This is a genomic window from Lysinibacillus sp. EB271-A1-10B (genome assembly GCF_058791335.1).
This window is the reverse complement of sequence record NZ_JBYTDL010000019.1, coordinates 50503-68901: the sequence shown is the minus strand read 5'-3', so window position 1 is coordinate 68901 and position 18399 is coordinate 50503. Positions and strand designations below refer to the sequence as shown.

The following is an 18399-nucleotide window of genomic DNA, read 5'->3' as shown; positions in this document are numbered from 1 at the left end:
TTTTTTTATACTCTTAAATTTGCGTGATATTTGATGTAAAAAAAACTAGAGAATTCAACATAAGAATTCTCTAGCTTTGCTTCTTTTTTATGGTTTAGGTGAATATTGAATTTCCACATATTGTTGTGGGGTATGACCTGTACCATTTGCCTCTTTTTGATAAGCCCAAACAATATTTCCATATTGATCTTTTGTGAATAAGAATACTCTTTGACCCGTTTTAAACACGTTCTTAATTCCAGGATCAGTAGATGGATTTGCTACAAGTGGTAAAATTACACTGCCGTCTGCTGCTTTTTTAACAGATCCTTTACCAAATGATAATATGCCATTATCAGCTGGTTTATTATTTTTAACACTATCTATTATTAATTGTGGATCTAATGTTGTTTTATTCGCAGCAGTAACCGCATAGAAGTATTCTTGGTTTAATTCAAGCAGTGTCAGAATGTTTACAGAAACATCCATTGTTGTTGAATTATATTCTGCTGGTACACCATCAACATTGCCTGTTAAGCTAGCGTAACTCATCGTGTTATATGCATCTTTTCCTGGGTAAACATACTTACCAAAGTCAGCAATATCAAACTTATTACCTTCAAGGTCTGAAATAACGTAATCACGTGCTTCATCTTTCATTTTAATGGTAAATGTTTTATCCGCCGTACCTGAGCCAGTTGGCTTAATAATTAATTGGCTTTCATCAGTTGTTTTTGTACCTTGTGTATACTTAACGAACTGATATTGCGAAGTTATATCTTGATCGGACTCGTCAGTAATTGTTAATAAACTTAGATCTTTAATTGAAGATTTACCATTTTCATCACGCATGATGGCTTCACTGAAAGTAATCGTAAATGTACTATCTGGATTACGGTATACAATATTACGTTTCTTTTCTTTATCAACTGTCATCTCAATACGTGGTGGTGTGCCATCGGAATAGAAGTTTTGTTTCATCCAACCATCATTTGATTCATCATGAATTCCATCTTTGGCTTTATAAACAGTAAAGTTACCATACGTATCCTGTGCACCTAAATAAACAACATATTCGGTATGTGGTGTTAAAGTAACTCCTGGCATATCTAAAGTTCCAGACGCACCTTTTCCACTTTTTGTGACTGAAGGACTTGATTTAAGTTTTTCTTCTAATGTTTTTCTTTCTGCTGCCGTGTTAATAGTTAGCTTTGCATCCGGATTATCTGTTCCATCAGCATTTTTCTTTGGTACGAACCAATAATGAAGCTTTGTTGTCTCATCTGTATTAAAACTTACAGTGGCTTTCGTATCATCATAACCTTTAATAGTACCAGACTTCACTTCAAATTCGGTAACTAACGGTGCTTTTGAGTCCCCAAATATTTCTTTAGAAGCTATTTTGGAAAGCTCGCCGCCACGATCTTTTAATATCATATGAACTGAATAGCTCATGAATGGATTTAGTTTATCTTTATCCATAACAATCGGGAATTTCTTTGTATCAGCTTCTAAGTCGGCAGGACCAGAGCCTATTTCAATATAAATATCTTTTCCGCCTATTTGGAAGTAGCCTGATTTTAATGATGATTCAGTCGCAAATTCATTATAGAAATCTCTCTCCGTAATACCTTTATCTTTTAAATATTGCTCAAATGTTTTTGTTTCTCCATTGTCTTCGACTGTATCAGGTAACACCATGTAATAGTACGTTCCTGCTTTATTTGGTTTAAATTCTACCTCAGCTCGTTTATACTTTTCATCTTGGTCTGGTTTCCCAATAACATTTAATTCTAGAATCTTTGGTTGAACATATTTTTCATGCACATATTCCGCAAAGTTTCTAGCATTCTTACCAGTTTCAACAGTATTGACATTTTCAAATTCATTACCTGCTAAATCCTTAACACCAGGTAATACTGTTACACGTAATGTATCTCCAAAAACAAAACCAGTTTCCGAAGGAATGGTTAATAATACTTTTTTATCGCCTTCCTTATACTCTACAGCAGAAGGTTTAATTTTTTTCTGTCCTGTTGTATTGACGATAACTGTTCCTGATAAATCGTAGTTATTTAAATTTCGTGCGCTTTCAGGGTCTAATGCTTCATTTAAATAAATGTAGAATTGATTTTCCTTACCAGCGGCAGGCTCAAGCTTCGTCTTTTCAACGAATGGATTGATATTATCAAGCTCTCCCGTTTTAAATTCCTTAGCTGCAGCAGGATCTTTTGAATAATTACCCGAATCATCCTTCATTACTACATAAAGTTGATACTCTGTTTCAGCCTCTAAATCTGTTAACATTTCAGTAATTCCAAGTTTCCCCGCAACTGCCTTACCCTTACCTGTTGGTTTAGCAACAATATCTGCTGTTGTTGGATCGGCTGCTGACGTCTTTTTACGTACGTAGTAGTAATAGTCTCCTGGTTCACTTGCTGTAAATGTAAATTCTGCACGTTTTCCGCCATGTAGAGGGTTTACTTTTAAATCTTTAACAACTGGCGGTGTTCCATCTTTCATTTGGAATGGTTTTGATTTAATATCCGAAGCATTTTTCGCTCCATCAACGACCATCACATAAACAACATATTCTTTTTTCTCACCTAAATTAGTGATTTTAATAGTGTTTTTGCCATTCACTGCTGCGCTTGTTCCATGTGCTGCATTGTCAGTAGAAATGCGATTTACCATTTCTTTTTTCGTTGGTGCATCGGCGCCTTTTTCACGAACAATATAGTAGTAAGTTCCAACTTTATCTGAAGTGAAATCTACCTGTGTCTCACTACCACTTAAAACTGTTACATTCGTAATGTCGATTAACGGTTTTGTTTTATCAGCTGGATCTTGTTTATCAATATCGTCTTTATCAACCGGTTTACCGTCTTCATCTACAATATTGCCGATATTATCTTTATCCTCTAAGAAGTCGTCGAAGATATTATTCGGTCCCTCGCCCTTCGGTATAATCACTTTGTCAATATACGTGTAATCTCCAATATCAACCCAACCGTATACATTATCAACATACAGAACACCTATACGACCATCTATATACAGCTCTAAATCTGTATAGCTATTGTAGTTAATCCAGTCGATGTTGCTATCTCCGTAAATTGTCAGCTTCGTTTCTGTATCAAGGTTTAGTGTACCGATATTTCCTTGAATCTCAAATTCACGAACAGTCCCGATGATGTCTACACGTGGTAGCTTCATATTTGTTTCGATTTTTGTACCGCTTTGAGCGACAACTAGGCGCGATACAGTGCTGTTATAAAATTCAATATGTTTTTCAACATTTTTCATCGTCACTTTATCTTTAGACCAGTTCTCAAACGGCTTGTTTTTATCAGGATTTTTGTTGGAATTCTGATCTGCCCAATCTTGAATATCTGTTGTCGAACCGTTATTAGATGAGCCTTCATCATTTGGATTATCTGGATTAGACCAGTTGATAAATGCAGTATTGGTGCTTGCTATACGGCCAAGAGATAATGGCTTATAGTAGGAAAAGTCTAACTGTAAAGGTGGACGTACCGTTTCGTTGACAAGCATTGTACCAGTTAATGTAATATTTGAGAATTCAATATAGTTTCCATTAACAACGATTGTCGCACCGAAGGACTTACGATCGCCATCGAACTCTAGTGACCTTGAGCTTGTCCCACTTGCATTCAATGTTAGCTTTGATACCGAGCGAATAGTTTTGCCTGAAAAGTCCCCTTCAATTAGCGCGTCTTTTAATACAGGTGCATTATCTTCGTTAAAAATATGCGAGAGACTTTGTGATACTGAGTATGGATCGCCATTTATGTAGACAGTATCGTCTTCAACATTTGTAATTTTGAAAGTTGTGGCATTCCCTTTTTTCTCTTGTGAACGCACAATAAAAGATGCGAATTGTCCACGTGTAACCGCATTATGTGGTGAGAAAGTGACAGACGTTGTCCCTTCCGTAATCTTTGAATCTACTAAACTTTGGATATAGATAGCGTTGCTTGTTTCGCTAGTTACATCTTTGAAACTATTGTTGTAATTAGAGGCTACCTCTAATTTAAAGCCAAGCACTAAAATTTTCGCTAATTGCCCGCGCGTCATCACTTCATTAGGCATAAATGTTCCATTTGAATAGCCCGACATGATTCCTGCATTTTGTAGAGCAGCTATATACTTGTAATATTCACTACTTTTCGGAACGTCTTTTAAATATGGATCTTGTACATTTCTCAAATCTAATTTTAAAACAGTCGCCAGCATCTTTGCCGCCTGACCACGTGTTACACTTTGATTTGGTCGAAAAGTATTGTCTGCATACCCATTAATCGCACCTTGATTATATAATTTTAAAATGTCGTCATAATGACTTGAATATGGGTCAACATCTGTAAATGGTGAAGAAGCCGCAGCCGCCTTTTGTGGTGGTGGCACTACAACAGCAATCCCACTAGTAGCAAAAACCGTTGCTATAAGTGCTTTGTTCACTTTTTGGATTTTTGTTTTATCCATCCCACTCTTCCTTTCATCTATGTATTTGATACGTTCAAACTATCATTTTCATCATACCCTTTATATCGACAGGTAGATAGTGAACCTTCATAGATAAATCTAAATTAATGGAATAAAATTGTTAACAATAAATAGAAAAATAAAATGTTCACCATCATAACGTGAGGTTGATTTCCGTTCCGACTGGGCGCTTTGCCGCTGACGCTTCGCTTTCGCGCAGAGCAGAGCTTCCTGGGGCGTCCGATGAGCCGCTTCGCTGCGCTCCAGGGTCTCGGGCCAACAGATGTTTTTTTGCGCGAAAGCGTAGTGCTAACGAAGCGGCAGCAGAGGGTTTTGGTTTTGTTTGTGCGAAAGCGCAGCAACAGCACCGATATTGGTCACGAAGGCGTTATCACAGGATGTGATGGTTTTAGCCTTCGTTCCTCTATTGCTGATCCCCAAGGAGTCGCCCAGTCGTAACGAAGATCAACTTATACAATGGCATACGTTTTGTTCCAACCTTTGAGATGAATCAAAAGAACTATCTTAGACACTGTACACTTACAGCCATCCAAATTGCACTACTAATCAATCCTTTATCTTTTATATATTTCCTTTTCCCCCTCACCCAACATAAAAAAGCCAAGGAGCATCGGTGCTCGCTTGGCTTTTAACGATATATAGGCATACATCTAGACGTACTTGTGATGTCATAAGGGAAAGGGGGATAACCTTGCATCTTGTCAAGTCGATCGAGAGATGTGTCCCGAGTTTACGTATCATTTTGAACATGTTTGATAAGTCATATGGGGAATGACTTAAAAATAGCTTGCCCAAATGATCGTTGCATTAATCATGTACCCCAAAATTAGAAATGTATGCTTATTCCAAAAAAAATTTTTATTTATTTTTTTGCTCTGCTACTATGACTTGATTTCGTCCTGCTTGTTTTGCAAGATACAGCGCACCATCCGCTGCTTCTATTAACTTTTCTGTCGTATCTGCCATTTGTGGATACACGGCAACACCTGCAGAGAATGTAACTGGACGACCACAAGGACTTATAGTATGCGCCAACATATCCCGTAGTTGTTCTGCCACCTGTGCCGCTTCCACAGCTGTAGTAGTTGGCAATAACATAACAAATTCCTCACCACCGTAGCGACAGCAAACATCTCCATCACGAGCAACAGCTTTCATATTTTGAGCTAAAAATTGTAAAACCTTATCACCTACTGCATGACCATACGTATCATTCACACTTTTAAAATGATCTAAATCAAGTAGAATGAGGGCATGTGGCAACTTGTTGTCAAGCCACTCCGCTAGCATCGCATCCATTGTGCGACGATTGGTTACACCTGTTAGCGGATCTGTTGTAGATTGATCTTTAAAAAAGGATACCTGTCCCTGTAAAAATGTTAAACTCCGAATGAGAGCGCTTTTAAGATAATGCGCTTCAAAATACCAACTACGTACAGATTTCAAGCCTTCTACATTTTTCGAATCCATGCTCTCCTCTGTTAAAGTAGCTAATTGCTGTAAGGGATTTGCAATACGTGCTGCCGCCCAAAGGACAATTAAAATTGAAATGAGCATAAGCGGAATGGATTTTATAGCAACTTCCTGTACTCTATCAAATGAAGGAGCTAATGCTACATCAATCGGCCTTTGAGCAACTACTCCCCAACCCGTTAAAGGTACGGTACTAAAACCAGCAAGCATTTCTACTCCTTTAGTATTTACTACTTGAATAGCCCCGTTTTTCCCAGAAATCACTGATTGAACAACTTTATTATCAATAACGATATCATTAACGCGGCTTGGGTCCTGATGATAAATAACGCGCCCATCCGAATCAACTACATACACATATGACCCATCATGATAATAATGCTCTCCAAGTAAAGCATTAAAAACATTTCGTTCTTTTAAATAAATTGTCCCAGCTACCATTCCTAAATATTCATTTGTCTCTGAAAATATAGGATACGATATAAAAATAAGGAGACGCCCCGTCATCCCCTTATAAGGCTTTGAGACAAGAGGTTTCTTTTTAGATAAAGCCTCACTGGCTCCAACAGATGTTAAAACTTCACCTAGTACTTCTTCAGATGGTGGTGATATAGATAGTACAAGACCTTCTGCATTTGTGATCAGCACAGAGTTAAACATGTCATTTTGCATTTTCAAACGTTCAGTTTCCTGAATCAATGCATCGTTATCATGCATTTTTGTTTTTATCGAGCTGGCGCTATATCCTAAAATCTGAAAAGATTCTTCAAGATAAGAACTAGCGGTTGTTGCTAATTTTTGTGCATAGACTCGATTCGTTTCAAGCGTATTCTCTTTAATCGAGTCAACGTTCATTCGGTAACCACTCCAAATGCTACCAATACCAGTTAAGATAAAAGCAGCTATCGCAACGCCCATGATTAAATACTTTAACTTTATCTGTTTTGATTTCATTTTCTATCTTTTACCCCTAATTTATAATTTCTTCTATTATTCTATTAAAACACAAAAAAATTCCTTATTAAGAAAATTTCTTACCTCAAAAGTATAATATTTGGCAAAAAAGTACTTTCAAGAGTCTCTTATAACAAAAGTAATATAGTAGGCTACACCCCAAAACGTGGGGTTGATTTCCGTTCCGACTGGGCGTTTTGTTGTGGGCGTCCGATGAGCCGCTTCACTCGCTGCAGGGTCTCGGGCCAACAGATGTCTTTTGCGCGAAAGCGTGAGTGCAACGTAGCGGCAGCAGCACAATGTTGGTCACGAAGGCGTTATCACAGGACGTAATGCTTTTAGCCTTCGTTCCTCTATATCGCTGATCCCCAAGGTGTCGCCCAGTCGTAACGAAGATCAACTTAAATAATACGCACTTTAACAAATACCACCCCTTAAGAATCCAGATAGTAGGAAAATTTCCATAATTTTAGCATCGTTAACTGAACAAAAGTATAGTAATTTATATCTATAAAACTTTTAGTAATTCAATAGATTTTTATTATAAATTCACTTTAAGAAGAGGGTTTTAATATGTTGTTACGTAAAGTAGCTCCAATAATGATTGGTTATAGTATGGCTCTATGGACAAATACTTCTTTCAATCCAAATAAGTCGGTTCGTTTGAATGTAACAAAGACACAAAAAGCTTTGTCACTATCCAGCTTTCAAAGTGACTATAAAATGAAATGGCATCGATTAGAAACAGACTACTCCACATTTTCTCTCGTAGGAAGACATAATTCTAATGAGGTCGGAGGATATGAAACACGTATTGGGCATAGCGTATTTGGTATTCGTATCGGTGCTAATCGAATAGATGTAAATAGAAAATACGGTCTTCCGCTTAGAGCCATTCACTATGAAAATACAAGCTATTTGCTCGATTACAACGATTGTGATGGTAATACTACACACGGGACTTATTTCATTGATAATCACTACGTTACTTTTTTCTATGATTTACACAAAAACAATATTGTTCGTTCTATTATTTGGATACATGCTAAAACCGAATTAAGTAAACGTGGTTATTATGGTAAGCCATCCAACGAACTACGAACAGGGCTTGAAGATTTAATGGTTGACCTTATTAACCATGAGCGAGTTATAGAAGGTTTGCAACCACTCATTTATGATAAAGGGTCTAATCCTATTGCTCGACAACATAGTAGCAATATGATCACACATCAATTTTTTAGTCATGAAGATCATCAAGGTAATCATTCCAATGACCGCCTCACTGCTGGTGGGGTTAATCACTATTGGTACGGCGAAAATATAGCACAAGGTCAGCATAATAGTATATTTGCTCATGAAGCACTGATGAATTCAAAAGGACATCGTATAAATATTTTAAGGAAAGAGTTTACCCATATTTTTGTTGGTGTTTGCTTTAAAGATAACGGTGCACCCTATTATACGGTTAACTTTTATTCTAAATAGTTGAAGTTGATCAACGATATATACAAAAAAATCTCTATGCAGAAATTATTGCATAGAGATTTTTTTATTCATGTTACGACAAAAATTTTCTCATAAATCCATTATTAGAATTTACTTATAACCTTCATTTTTGATAGTCACTAATCACATTTGTTAAAACGTAGTTGATTGGAGTGGAGGCTGGGCGACTCCTTGGGGATCAGCGATATAGAGGAACGATGGCTAAATGCATCATGTCCTGTGATAACGCCTTCGTGACCAACATCGAATGTTTTCTGTAGCGAAAGCAAAGCGGCAGCTACAAAGCGCCCAGCCGAGACGGAAATCAACCCTATGTTATGGAAAAACTCTACATTCTAAATTATTTTACTTTTTTCTCTATTCTGACATATAATTTTCCGACTAAATATTTTATAATAAAATTTAACATAGTCAAGCCATCAATACTTCTGTTATAATACTGATAATTTACACTTAACACTGTATTAACACAGTGCAAATAAATGCTTTTCACAAAATGGGGATTATGAGAAAAGCGCTGCAATGCATTCTTGAATAGATGGCAAAGTAGCCTACACAAAAAGGGGTTGGGAGATTTGGGTATTTTAAAGGGGTTAAAAATTCTCGATTTTTCTGCATTACTACCGGGGCCAATGGCGACAATGATATTTGCTGATTTAGGCGCAGAGGTTATTCACGTTGAATCCTCAAAACGCGTAGATTTAACACGTATTATGCCTCCTTACGACGATGATCATGAGGCCTATATTCATCAACATTTGAATCGCTCTAAAAAGTCATTAACACTAAATTTAAAATCGCCTGAAGCTATAGAAATTGTGAAGTCACTCGTTAAAGAGTACGACATAATTATCGAAGGATTTCGGCCTGGTGTCATGCAACGGCTTGGCATTGGCTACGAAGCTCTAAAAGAGGTAAATCCTAAGGTTATTTATTGTGCTATTACAGGCTATGGACAAACTGGACCATTTAGCAATCGACCAGGACATGACAATAACTATTTATCATTAGCTGGCTTACTCGATTATTCACGCCATAAAGATAAAAAACCTGTCTCCATGGGTATTCAGCTAGCTGATATCGCTGGGGGCACGATGCATGCGGCAATTGGAGTACTCGCAGCTGCTTTACATCGTGAAAAAACAGGTGAAGGGCAATATATTGATATAAGTATGACCGATGCTGTATTTTCGCTCAATGCTATGTATGGGTCTGCCTATATTGGCGGTGGTCGCATACCTCAGCCCGAGCAAGAAATTTTAAACGGTGGCAGCTACTATGACTTTTACAAAACAAAAGATGGCCGATTTTTCTCAGTAGGAAGTCTTGAACCTCAATTCCGCAAATTACTTTGTGAAGCGCTTGATATTCCCGAGCTCATTGATAATACGTTTAATGATTCATACTATACACAAATTCGTTTTAAAGAAGCCGTCCATGATGCATTCTTATCGAAGACTTACGAAGAATTGCTTGAAGTATTTAACGAGGATTTCGAGGGATGTGTCGAACCAGTATTAACGTTTCCAGAAGCATGCGAGCATCCTCAGCTCAAAGCTCGTGACATGATTGTTGATATTCCTAAAAGCGACGGTACTACACAAAAGCAAATTGCATCAGCGTTTAAGTTTGACGGTGTTAAGCCGCAGTACAAGCATGTCGGTGCTAAGCTTGGAGAGCATAATGAGGAAGTGTTATCTTCACTTGGCTATAGCGTCGAGCAAATTGCAGACTTACAGGACAAAGGAGTTTTAGAATAAGATCCATATAAAATAAAAAGAGTATCTAATGCTGCGTTTATAACACATTAGACACTTTTTTTATTTAATCAATTATAATTGCGTCCAGAACCGGCTGAAAAAAGTTAAACGTAGGCACTTATAAAGACCCGTAACTTTTCGAAATGATCGTCTATAAGTAAATATTTTTTATATATTTCCATTAATTTTTCAAAAAGCTCGTACTGCTCCGTTACAAATAACACCTTTAAAATATTGAGCATATGTAAGGATGCGCTCTGTGCCACCAAAGAGTAAGGCGTTTCTGGCTGACGATAATGTTGGCGCCACTCTTCAACAGACAAGCCAATATGCTGTAATGAATTATTTACATGGAGAGCGATATCCTGCTGAACTGACGCTTCAATCGCAATAAATTGCTCATTACTATAATTGTTCTGTACTAAAGCGGCATGTATTTTTTTATTAGATGCTAATACATGTTCCTTTAAAAGCTGAAGCCCCTCTTGATAACGCTCCATTTTTACGTAATGATCCAACAATACTGCATACAAGTTTTCTAAAAAGTTTAGTTCATAATTTTTAATAATGGCAGGAGGTGTTGGCTTACGATTCGGCAATAACTCCTTATATTCCAACAAAATCTCTATCGCGTAATTATTAAGTCGTTCATCTTCTAATAAGTACTCACCGTAGTGAATAACAGTTTCCGGATTCTTCTCCTGGTGTGCTATATGAAACTGAAGATAGGCAATCAGAGCTTTTTCTTTCTCTGTCAATGCATACATCGAATAACGCCAATCCGCTTCAAAGGAAGTAATTAAAGCTTTAACGCATGAATAATCTCCTTCAGACAGACGATAATGCGTTACAATTTGATAAAGATGTAACTGCTTTTTTGCTAAACAAGTAGAATTATAGTTATCCACGTAGGTTATACACTTATCCAGAGTTTTTTTATAATTATCCACAAAGTTATTCACATGTCCACAGGTTTTTCTTGTAGATTGTTCAACATGACCCATCATTTCATGGATAAATGTGAATTGTTCTAATGGTTTGTGGATAAACAGTGAATAAACTTTTTTCATAAATAGCCAATGCCAAAAGTGAGTATCTTCTTTATAAATCATATGCACTAAATATTCATTTTCAAATTTATATAAAAATATAGTTTGTAGCTCGTTGACTGGCATTGTAATTTGCATTCGCTTTCCGAAAATTAGCCAGATTAATCGCTCTAAGTCCATTGTGTGTTGTGCAAAAAGTTGCTCAAAAAAGGTCTCCTTGCCTTTTTGCGTATAAAAAAAAGCATTGAGACGTTCATTCACAAATTTAGTATCCAAGCCATACTTGTTAAAAAAAGTTTGCATATCTATCGTTACACGACCCCAATATTTTCGCGCAGTTGAAAACGCAATATTCATCGCAGTTTCCTCATTCACTAAAAATAAATTCGGTGAAAGTGCAGTACCTAGAATTTTCGGGTCTGCCGGTGAATCACTCTCTGCCTCTAACCATTTTGACAGTAATTTTTCAGCACCCTTTTCACCATTATGTTTATATGTCATGAATAACTGCTCATCACAATCCAACAGCATGCAACTGGAGCCCCCCATCAAATTCAACCAACAACGATCTTCCCCTATTCTGTAAAATACTTGCCAAACCTTTTAACTCTCTTTCTTCAATATAACAAATCTTATCAATCATATGCTAAAGAAATAGAAATATACATAAAAGAAGACAACAAAAGTATTCGTGCAAAATCGACAACTTCAGCTGCAGCAGCATAAAAAAAGCCATCTATAAGGGGCAAATCCCTCGTGGATGGGTTAAAAAATTAAGTTAAGGCTAAAAAAAGAACGTTAAATGAACTCATTGGACAATCACTCATAAGTTAGTAGCCCTAGCTCAATAAAAGCTAGCGCCATAGTACGCACGAAAGCTATGCATCATTCACCAATACAATCGGGAAAAATCAATTTTCACAACAATAGACGAACAACTAACAAAATAGTCACAAGAAAACACGTCAAATTTTTTGACGTGTTTTTTTCTGCATCGAAAGCGAAGCGACAATTTGGACTTCACCGTACGCATTTAATCATATTGTTTTTTCACAGGTTTATAAATTCGTGCTTTTTTCAGGACAGTTTTAGGTACTTGGAAGGTTGCTGTTACGACGCCTGGATGACGGCCAATTTCAATCGATCCTGTAATCGTCGCTCGATTCATAATTTCTGGTTCGCTCATCTCAAACAGCCTTGCAGCACGGCTTATAGCATTAGTTGTTGCTTCATTTAACGATGTTCCTGAGCCAACAATTGATACTGGGAATGCTTCCTCCACTTGTTTAACGCCAAATTCCTCTGCAAGCTCACGTGCACGACGTTTTTCTTCCTTTGTAAAAGGTTTAGCCGTATAAGGTAAATCCTCTGTATTTGGCAATAAAATAGGGCCGTCCAAAGCTACTTTTTTCAGTACGCTTACCTGAAGCTGAACTATACCAGCAACATCCGTTGTATGTCCTGCAATTTCTCCATCTCCTTGCATTGCGTGCATATCACCAATATACACACCGCCACCTGGAACCTTTACTGGACAAATAATGGTTGCGCCCTCACGAACACGGCTTATATCCATATGTCCATCTGTACGGTGTGTATCTAATTCAGTCTGCGTAAATGCATATTCATGTGGTGCACCGATTAAAAACGAACCAAAATCACCAGCATTGTGGGAGTCTGGCATTGCCTTTGAAGGCGTCGTTCCAAGCTGCCCTAAAAACGGTCGCATTCTTGCCATAACACCTATCAAATCACTTGGTGCTAACGCAACTACAGGATTTTGCACAGAGTTTTCAGGTGTACGCATATAATTTTTCGCATCCAGTGCAATACGGCGAGCCCCTTCTCGTCCAACCGTGACACCAATATTCCCCTTATGATCTAACGCCATAGTATAGCCATTCGTCATGTTAAATGGTGATGTTTCAGTATCACATGTCGAACAGCGAATAGCCTGCCGACCTATCCCTTTGACAACTGTATTCGGATGAAGCTTACCACAGCCCGGGCATTTTACTGATACGAATGGATCCCCAATGAAACGATCTATAATTGCCTCATCATGCCCAGACGCTGTTGCTACAGATGTTACCTGTAGTGATTTAATCTTGATAACAATGGCATCTCCTACCTCTGCACCTTCTACAAATACAGGCTTTGTTACTTCATGCCCACCACGAATCGTTGGTGTTAGCATCGGCCCCCAGCATCCTGGTGTCGTATTAGCTATGATTGTCCCACCGTCTTTGACAGGTCCAAGCATTTTCTGTTGTGGATCTAAAATACCATCTATGAACTCATTTACGAATAATGTTTCGACGGCTTGCGGCTGCTGTACAAGATCTTCATTTTGTATTTCTTCTTTTTCTAGCACATGCAATTCGTTTATCATTTTTTCGTCACGCCCCTAGTTTTTATTTTATGTATATTGATCTTTGTTAAATTTGATTTCAACGCTTGATATCTCTCTTTGTAGTAAATTGTCGATTGTAAAATTTAATTTCGACATTAAGCTCGATAATTCCTTCCATTTCGAGGAAGATGTCATGAATCGTATGTATTGAATAATCAAAGTAGCGTTGTTCTTCTCTCCTAGTGCTTTTCCTGTATGTAAATGCATGATTTTTGTCCAATAGAAGTAGATATGGGCTACAAAGTACATGGAAAATTATGACGTTTATTTTGTGTGTTTTCAACCATATACACATAAAAAGCACAGACTCTTACAAATGTATTGTAAAAGTCTGTACTTTATTTTGTAATAAACTTCATTTCTTTGTAAGCGTGCGTTAATTTAATGAGATTGTCACAGGATCCATCTCTCTTAATTCCGTGCCTTTTCCTGAGCCTAAGGAGAAATAAATAACAGGAACAAATGTAATGGATGTAGCAGTTGGATTGATCGCCTGTACAGTAGCACTTGATTTATAAGAAATTCCACCGTCTCGACTTGATGAACCATTTCCATTTACTACATAGGTGTTCCCTAGATTATCTCGTAGTTCATCAAATTGAACTGTAACATCTGGCCACTTTTTTAACACTTCTGGGATAACTTCATATTCATAATGAATAACAGTGGACATATCATTTTTTCCAAGGGCGGTAAATCGAGCAATGACATCATAGTTTGTAACAGTTTCGTTGACTAGCTGTAGCTCACCTGCTAACTTAGAGACTTTAAAATTAAATGCCCAATCCCCTTCCACTTTTATATCGTTATTCATGTTGAGAAAAGCTTCTGGTTTCCATGTTACTTCTAATTCATCTGGTGCTTCTTTATCAAAATAAGGTGTTGTATTTGCTAATCCGATATATTTATTATCACCTATCTTTTCCAGTCGGCTACTTCCTCCACCACCTATAGCTCCTTTGATATCCATGAAGTCTCCTTCTATAAACGGAGAATCTCCTAAATCTTTATCTGTTTCAAGTGCAAAAGAAATTGTCAGAGATGTACCGTCATACACAGCATTTTCAATCATCATAGATAAGCCATTACTAGAATGAACCTGTCCAATTTCCGTTGCGTGACTATCAAAGTTCTCAAACATTGTGTTTTTATTATCAAAATTGCTAGCAATGTTTTTCATAAACGGAATTTGTGAAGCAAGTGTAGGAAAAGCAATGCTTACGGTAGTTACCATACTGATGCCAATTATTGCTGCCGCTGCTGTATGACGCACCCATTTTGGCATACGCTTTCTTGTTGCTTGCTTCTTTAAAATCGTTTGTTTAAGGTTCCTCTTTCGCTGTGCAGATAATTCAATTGGTTCAATTTTATCCACATCCAGGTCCAGCCACTCTTTATAAGTCTTTGTCATATAAATGCCTCCTTCAACTGTATTGTTGATGCTAGTTTCTTCTTCCCTCTATAAAGCCGATTTTCTACGGCTGCTTTTGATAAATGCAGTGCTTCTGCTATCTCGGAATTCGTTAATTGCAAATAATACCTCATCATGAAAATATCTCGATCAATATTTTCTAAGTGACTAATAGCTAATAACAAATCGTTTCGTTGCTCCTTTTTCAAAAGCTCCTGCTGTGTATCTTTTATATCAGCCTTTTGCAAGAGCTCCTCATCTCCCTTTTCTCTTTGTTGTTGTTTTTCAAGTTTACGGAATAAATCTATGGCTTTATATTTTGTCAGCATCCCTATCCATTTTTTAAAATCCTCAGATTCGCCCTTAAATTGCTTTGCATTTTGCCAAATAGCTAGGAATACATAATTAACACAGTCATCAATAGAATCTTTATTAATACTGGAAAGAATCTTATAAGCTATGGCATGCACGAAGCCAGAATAATGCTCAATTACAAACTCAAGCGCATCTTCTTTTTGGTTTTGCAGACGGCTAATAAAGTTTTTAGCTGTACATCTCACCATTTCTCCCCCCTTATGTTTATTTGAAAAAGCTTCTTCACTAACTATATCGAAGCTCACTCACCAAAACTCTCAACTATTTTTGTGAGAAATGATGATTTTCATTAAAAAATCATCATTCGTGCTTCAATCTCCTCTTTCAAACAAATTTCATTTATAATGAGTCACATAAAGTGATTTCTCTACTGCTAAACATATTAGCTATACACTATTCTTGAAATACTAATAACAGTTTTTAATAAAAAAGAAGAAAGGACGTGTGAACCATGAAAGAACCAACTATTCTAGTGGTGGACGATGAGGCAGATTTAGCAAACCTTCTAAAAGTCAGCCTACAAAAAGAAGGCTATAAACAAATTCATACAGCTGGCTCCATTCAAGAAGCCTGGATGAGCTTTCAACAAACACAACCCGATATTGTACTTCTTGATGTGATGCTTCCTGATGGCGAGGGCTACGATTTATGTCGTCGTATTCGGGAAGTATCGCATGTGCCAGTGCTTTTCATGTCAGCGAAAAATGATGAAATTGATAAAATTTTAGGGCTTGCCATCGGAGGAGACGACTATATTACGAAACCTTTTAGTCCTAAAGAGGTCGCCTATCGTGTGAAGGCACAGCTTCGCAGAGCTGGCTATCAAACGCAGGAAGTAGCACCAGATCCTTCCGCGAAGTCAATTCAAGTTGGCCCATTCTTACTTAATGGTGATGAAACGGAGGTACATAAGGACGAAGTTTTATTGGAGCTAACAGCGAAAGAGATCGGCTTGATGGCTTGCTTTATGAATAATCCTAATCGAATTTTAAGTAAAGAAACTCTATTTGAGCGTGTATGGGGAGAGGACTTTTTCGGCTCAGACAATACCGTAATGGTGCATATTCGACGGCTGCGTGAAAAGGTTGAAAACGATGCATCAAAACCTGTGTATATTACAACTGTAAAAGGGCTTGGCTATAAATTTGTCGTTCCAAAAGAGGAGCAAGTATGAAATGGAAATTAACAGCTAGATTTCTTCTGTCTGTGCTGTCTATTGTTATTATTGTTATTTTCCTGAATACAGCCATTTTAATTGGTTTTTTCATTTTCCAACAGGTAAATAAATACGATAAAACAACTTCGTATTCAGAGGAAAACTTCGTGCGCGAGTTCCAACAGTATATTGATATAAGTAATGGAACGGTATCGGTAAGCAAGGATGGACTTCAACAATTGCATCAGCGAAATGCTTGGATTCAATTACTTGATAATAATGGACAGGTCATTGAAGCCCATTTTTCTCCAGAGAAGGCTCCTGCACACTATGCGCCGATTGATTTAATTCAAGTTTATAAATATAAAGAGTTCGACGTAGATACAACCGTATATGTAGGAAGTAAAGAAAGTATTAGTTATCTTATCGGTATTGAGGGCAGTGGCGTTACTAGATATGTCACTCATTTTTCTGGCTCATCCGTCTTACAGTTTATTGGCAAGTTTGGTTTGCTTATTGTCATTGCTGATTTATTAGTAGCTACACTCGTTGGCTGGCTTTTCGGTCGAACGTTGACCAAGCCCCTACACGCAATGATTGAACGTATTCGTCATTTAAAAAATCATGAGCATGTTTCTAGTAAAATGCCAGGTGGTGTTTACAAACCTGTTTTCGAGAATTTAAATGAAGTATCAAAAGAGCTTGCCGCACACGAGCAGGAACGTAAAAGATTAGAAATGATGCGTGAGGAATGGATCAGCAATGTGTCACACGATATGAAAACACCTCTTGCTTCGATTCGTGGTTATGCGGAGCTACTGAATGATGGAAAATTGACTGCTGATGAACAAAGAGACTACGCTCACATTATCGAAAAACAATCATTGCATATGCAAGATTTACTCGATGATTTAAATTTAACTATGCGCTTAAGACATCAGCAGCTTCCGCTCAGCTTAACCGAAGTAAATATGGTGCAATTTATTCGTGAAATCGTTATAGATACACTCAATACCCCTCAATATGAGGAAGCCAATATTGAGTTTAATGCAACTAACGATGTCATCAAGCATCACATTGACGAGCACTTTATGCGACGAGCGATTATGAATTTTTTACACAATGCATTGCTTCATAATCCTTCTGATGTATCAGTTACTATTCTTGTTGAAGATCATTCCATTACGATTTCTGATAACGGTAAAGGCATTTCTGCTGAAGATCTTGAACATATTTTCGAGCGCTATTATCGAGGGACAAATACTGAGCAAACACACGGTACTGGCTTAGGTACTGCAATTGCTAGAGACATTATTGAAGCGCACGGAGGAACTGTAACAATTACCTCCGAAGGACAACAAGGTACAACTGTTAGCATTCAATTTCAAATAGAAAAAAAGGAGTAGCCCTAAACTAGGGACTACTCCTTCTTCTTATTTTTTCATTAGCTCTTGCACTTTTTTTGGTAGCTCATGGAATTTTACTTCATCATATGATGATACTTCCGTTTCTTTTTTTACATAAAGCTTCAAGTATGCATCGTGACGTAAATTTTTCTGAGCTGAAAACTCCAATGTTTGCTCTTCACCGTTCTCGTCATAAGCAGGTAGCTCGTACAAATAGGACTTCATAATTTCTCCAGTATCTAGCTTATATTCCTTTAGATCACCATCAGAAGTGATATGAACATAGTATGCTTCTTTATTTAAACGGTTAAAATCTACGGTCATTAGAACAACAAGACCCGCTACGAACAATAAAAACAATGCTCCTATACCTAAGAATACTTTTTTCAT

The 18399-nt window shown here is 37.3% G+C and carries 11 protein-coding genes; 4 read left to right on the top strand and 7 right to left on the bottom strand.

The window, feature by feature from the left end; genetic code table 11:
- Positions 1-87: 87 nt before the first annotated feature.
- Both AC3WSK_RS19915 and AC3WSK_RS19910 read right to left on the bottom strand, forming a co-directional pair.
- Complete coding sequence (locus AC3WSK_RS19915) at positions 88-4485, bottom strand: S-layer homology domain-containing protein (protein ID WP_492414381.1); 4398 nt, start codon at positions 4483-4485, stop codon at positions 88-90.
- 879 nt (positions 4486-5364) lie between these two features.
- Positions 5365-6933 (bottom strand): sensor domain-containing diguanylate cyclase, encoded by a 1569-nt coding sequence (locus AC3WSK_RS19910; protein WP_492414382.1) that lies wholly within the window; start codon positions 6931-6933, stop codon positions 5365-5367.
- 573 nt (positions 6934-7506) lie between these two features.
- Here AC3WSK_RS19910 and AC3WSK_RS19905 point away from each other — a divergent pair.
- Positions 7507-8418 (top strand): CAP domain-containing protein, encoded by a 912-nt coding sequence (locus AC3WSK_RS19905; RefSeq protein ID WP_492414383.1) that lies wholly within the window; start codon positions 7507-7509, stop codon positions 8416-8418.
- Positions 8419-9014: 596 nt separating this feature from the next.
- Positions 9015-10199, top strand: a complete 1185-nt coding sequence (locus AC3WSK_RS19900) for a CaiB/BaiF CoA transferase family protein (RefSeq protein WP_427484556.1) — start codon at positions 9015-9017, stop codon at positions 10197-10199.
- Between the two features lie 104 nt (positions 10200-10303).
- On the opposite strand, the gene AC3WSK_RS19895 is transcribed toward AC3WSK_RS19900, so the two are convergent.
- From AC3WSK_RS19895 to AC3WSK_RS19880, 4 genes are all read right to left on the bottom strand, one after another.
- On the bottom strand, positions 10304-11779 hold the full coding sequence (locus AC3WSK_RS19895; protein ID WP_427484557.1) for a hypothetical protein: 1476 nt from the start codon (positions 11777-11779) through the stop codon (positions 10304-10306).
- A 502-nt stretch (positions 11780-12281) separates the two neighbouring features.
- Entirely contained in the window at positions 12282-13640 is a 1359-nt protein-coding gene (locus AC3WSK_RS19890; RefSeq protein WP_427484558.1) for an acetamidase/formamidase family protein, read from the bottom strand.
- Positions 13641-14037: 397 nt separating this feature from the next.
- Positions 14038-15072 (bottom strand): DUF4179 domain-containing protein, encoded by a 1035-nt coding sequence (locus AC3WSK_RS19885; RefSeq protein ID WP_427484559.1) that lies wholly within the window; start codon positions 15070-15072, stop codon positions 14038-14040.
- On the bottom strand, positions 15069-15635 hold the full coding sequence (locus tag AC3WSK_RS19880; RefSeq protein ID WP_427484560.1) for a sigma-70 family RNA polymerase sigma factor: 567 nt from the start codon (positions 15633-15635) through the stop codon (positions 15069-15071). Before AC3WSK_RS19880 ends, AC3WSK_RS19885 begins: the two co-directional genes overlap by 4 nt.
- Positions 15636-15898: 263 nt before the next feature.
- On the opposite strand from AC3WSK_RS19880, the gene AC3WSK_RS19875 reads away from it, so the two are divergent.
- Both AC3WSK_RS19875 and AC3WSK_RS19870 read left to right on the top strand, forming a co-directional pair.
- The gene (locus AC3WSK_RS19875) at positions 15899-16621 is read left to right on the top strand and encodes a response regulator transcription factor (protein ID WP_079562780.1); all 723 of its coding nucleotides are present in this window, start codon (positions 15899-15901) and stop codon (positions 16619-16621) included.
- On the top strand, positions 16618-18009 hold the full coding sequence (locus tag AC3WSK_RS19870) for a sensor histidine kinase (protein ID WP_427484561.1): 1392 nt from the start codon (positions 16618-16620) through the stop codon (positions 18007-18009). Before AC3WSK_RS19875 ends, AC3WSK_RS19870 begins: the two co-directional genes overlap by 4 nt.
- A 27-nt stretch (positions 18010-18036) precedes the next feature.
- Here AC3WSK_RS19870 and AC3WSK_RS19865 read toward each other — a convergent pair whose 3' ends face one another.
- The gene (locus tag AC3WSK_RS19865) at positions 18037-18399 is read right to left on the bottom strand and encodes a YxeA family protein (RefSeq protein ID WP_079562778.1); all 363 of its coding nucleotides are present in this window, start codon (positions 18397-18399) and stop codon (positions 18037-18039) included.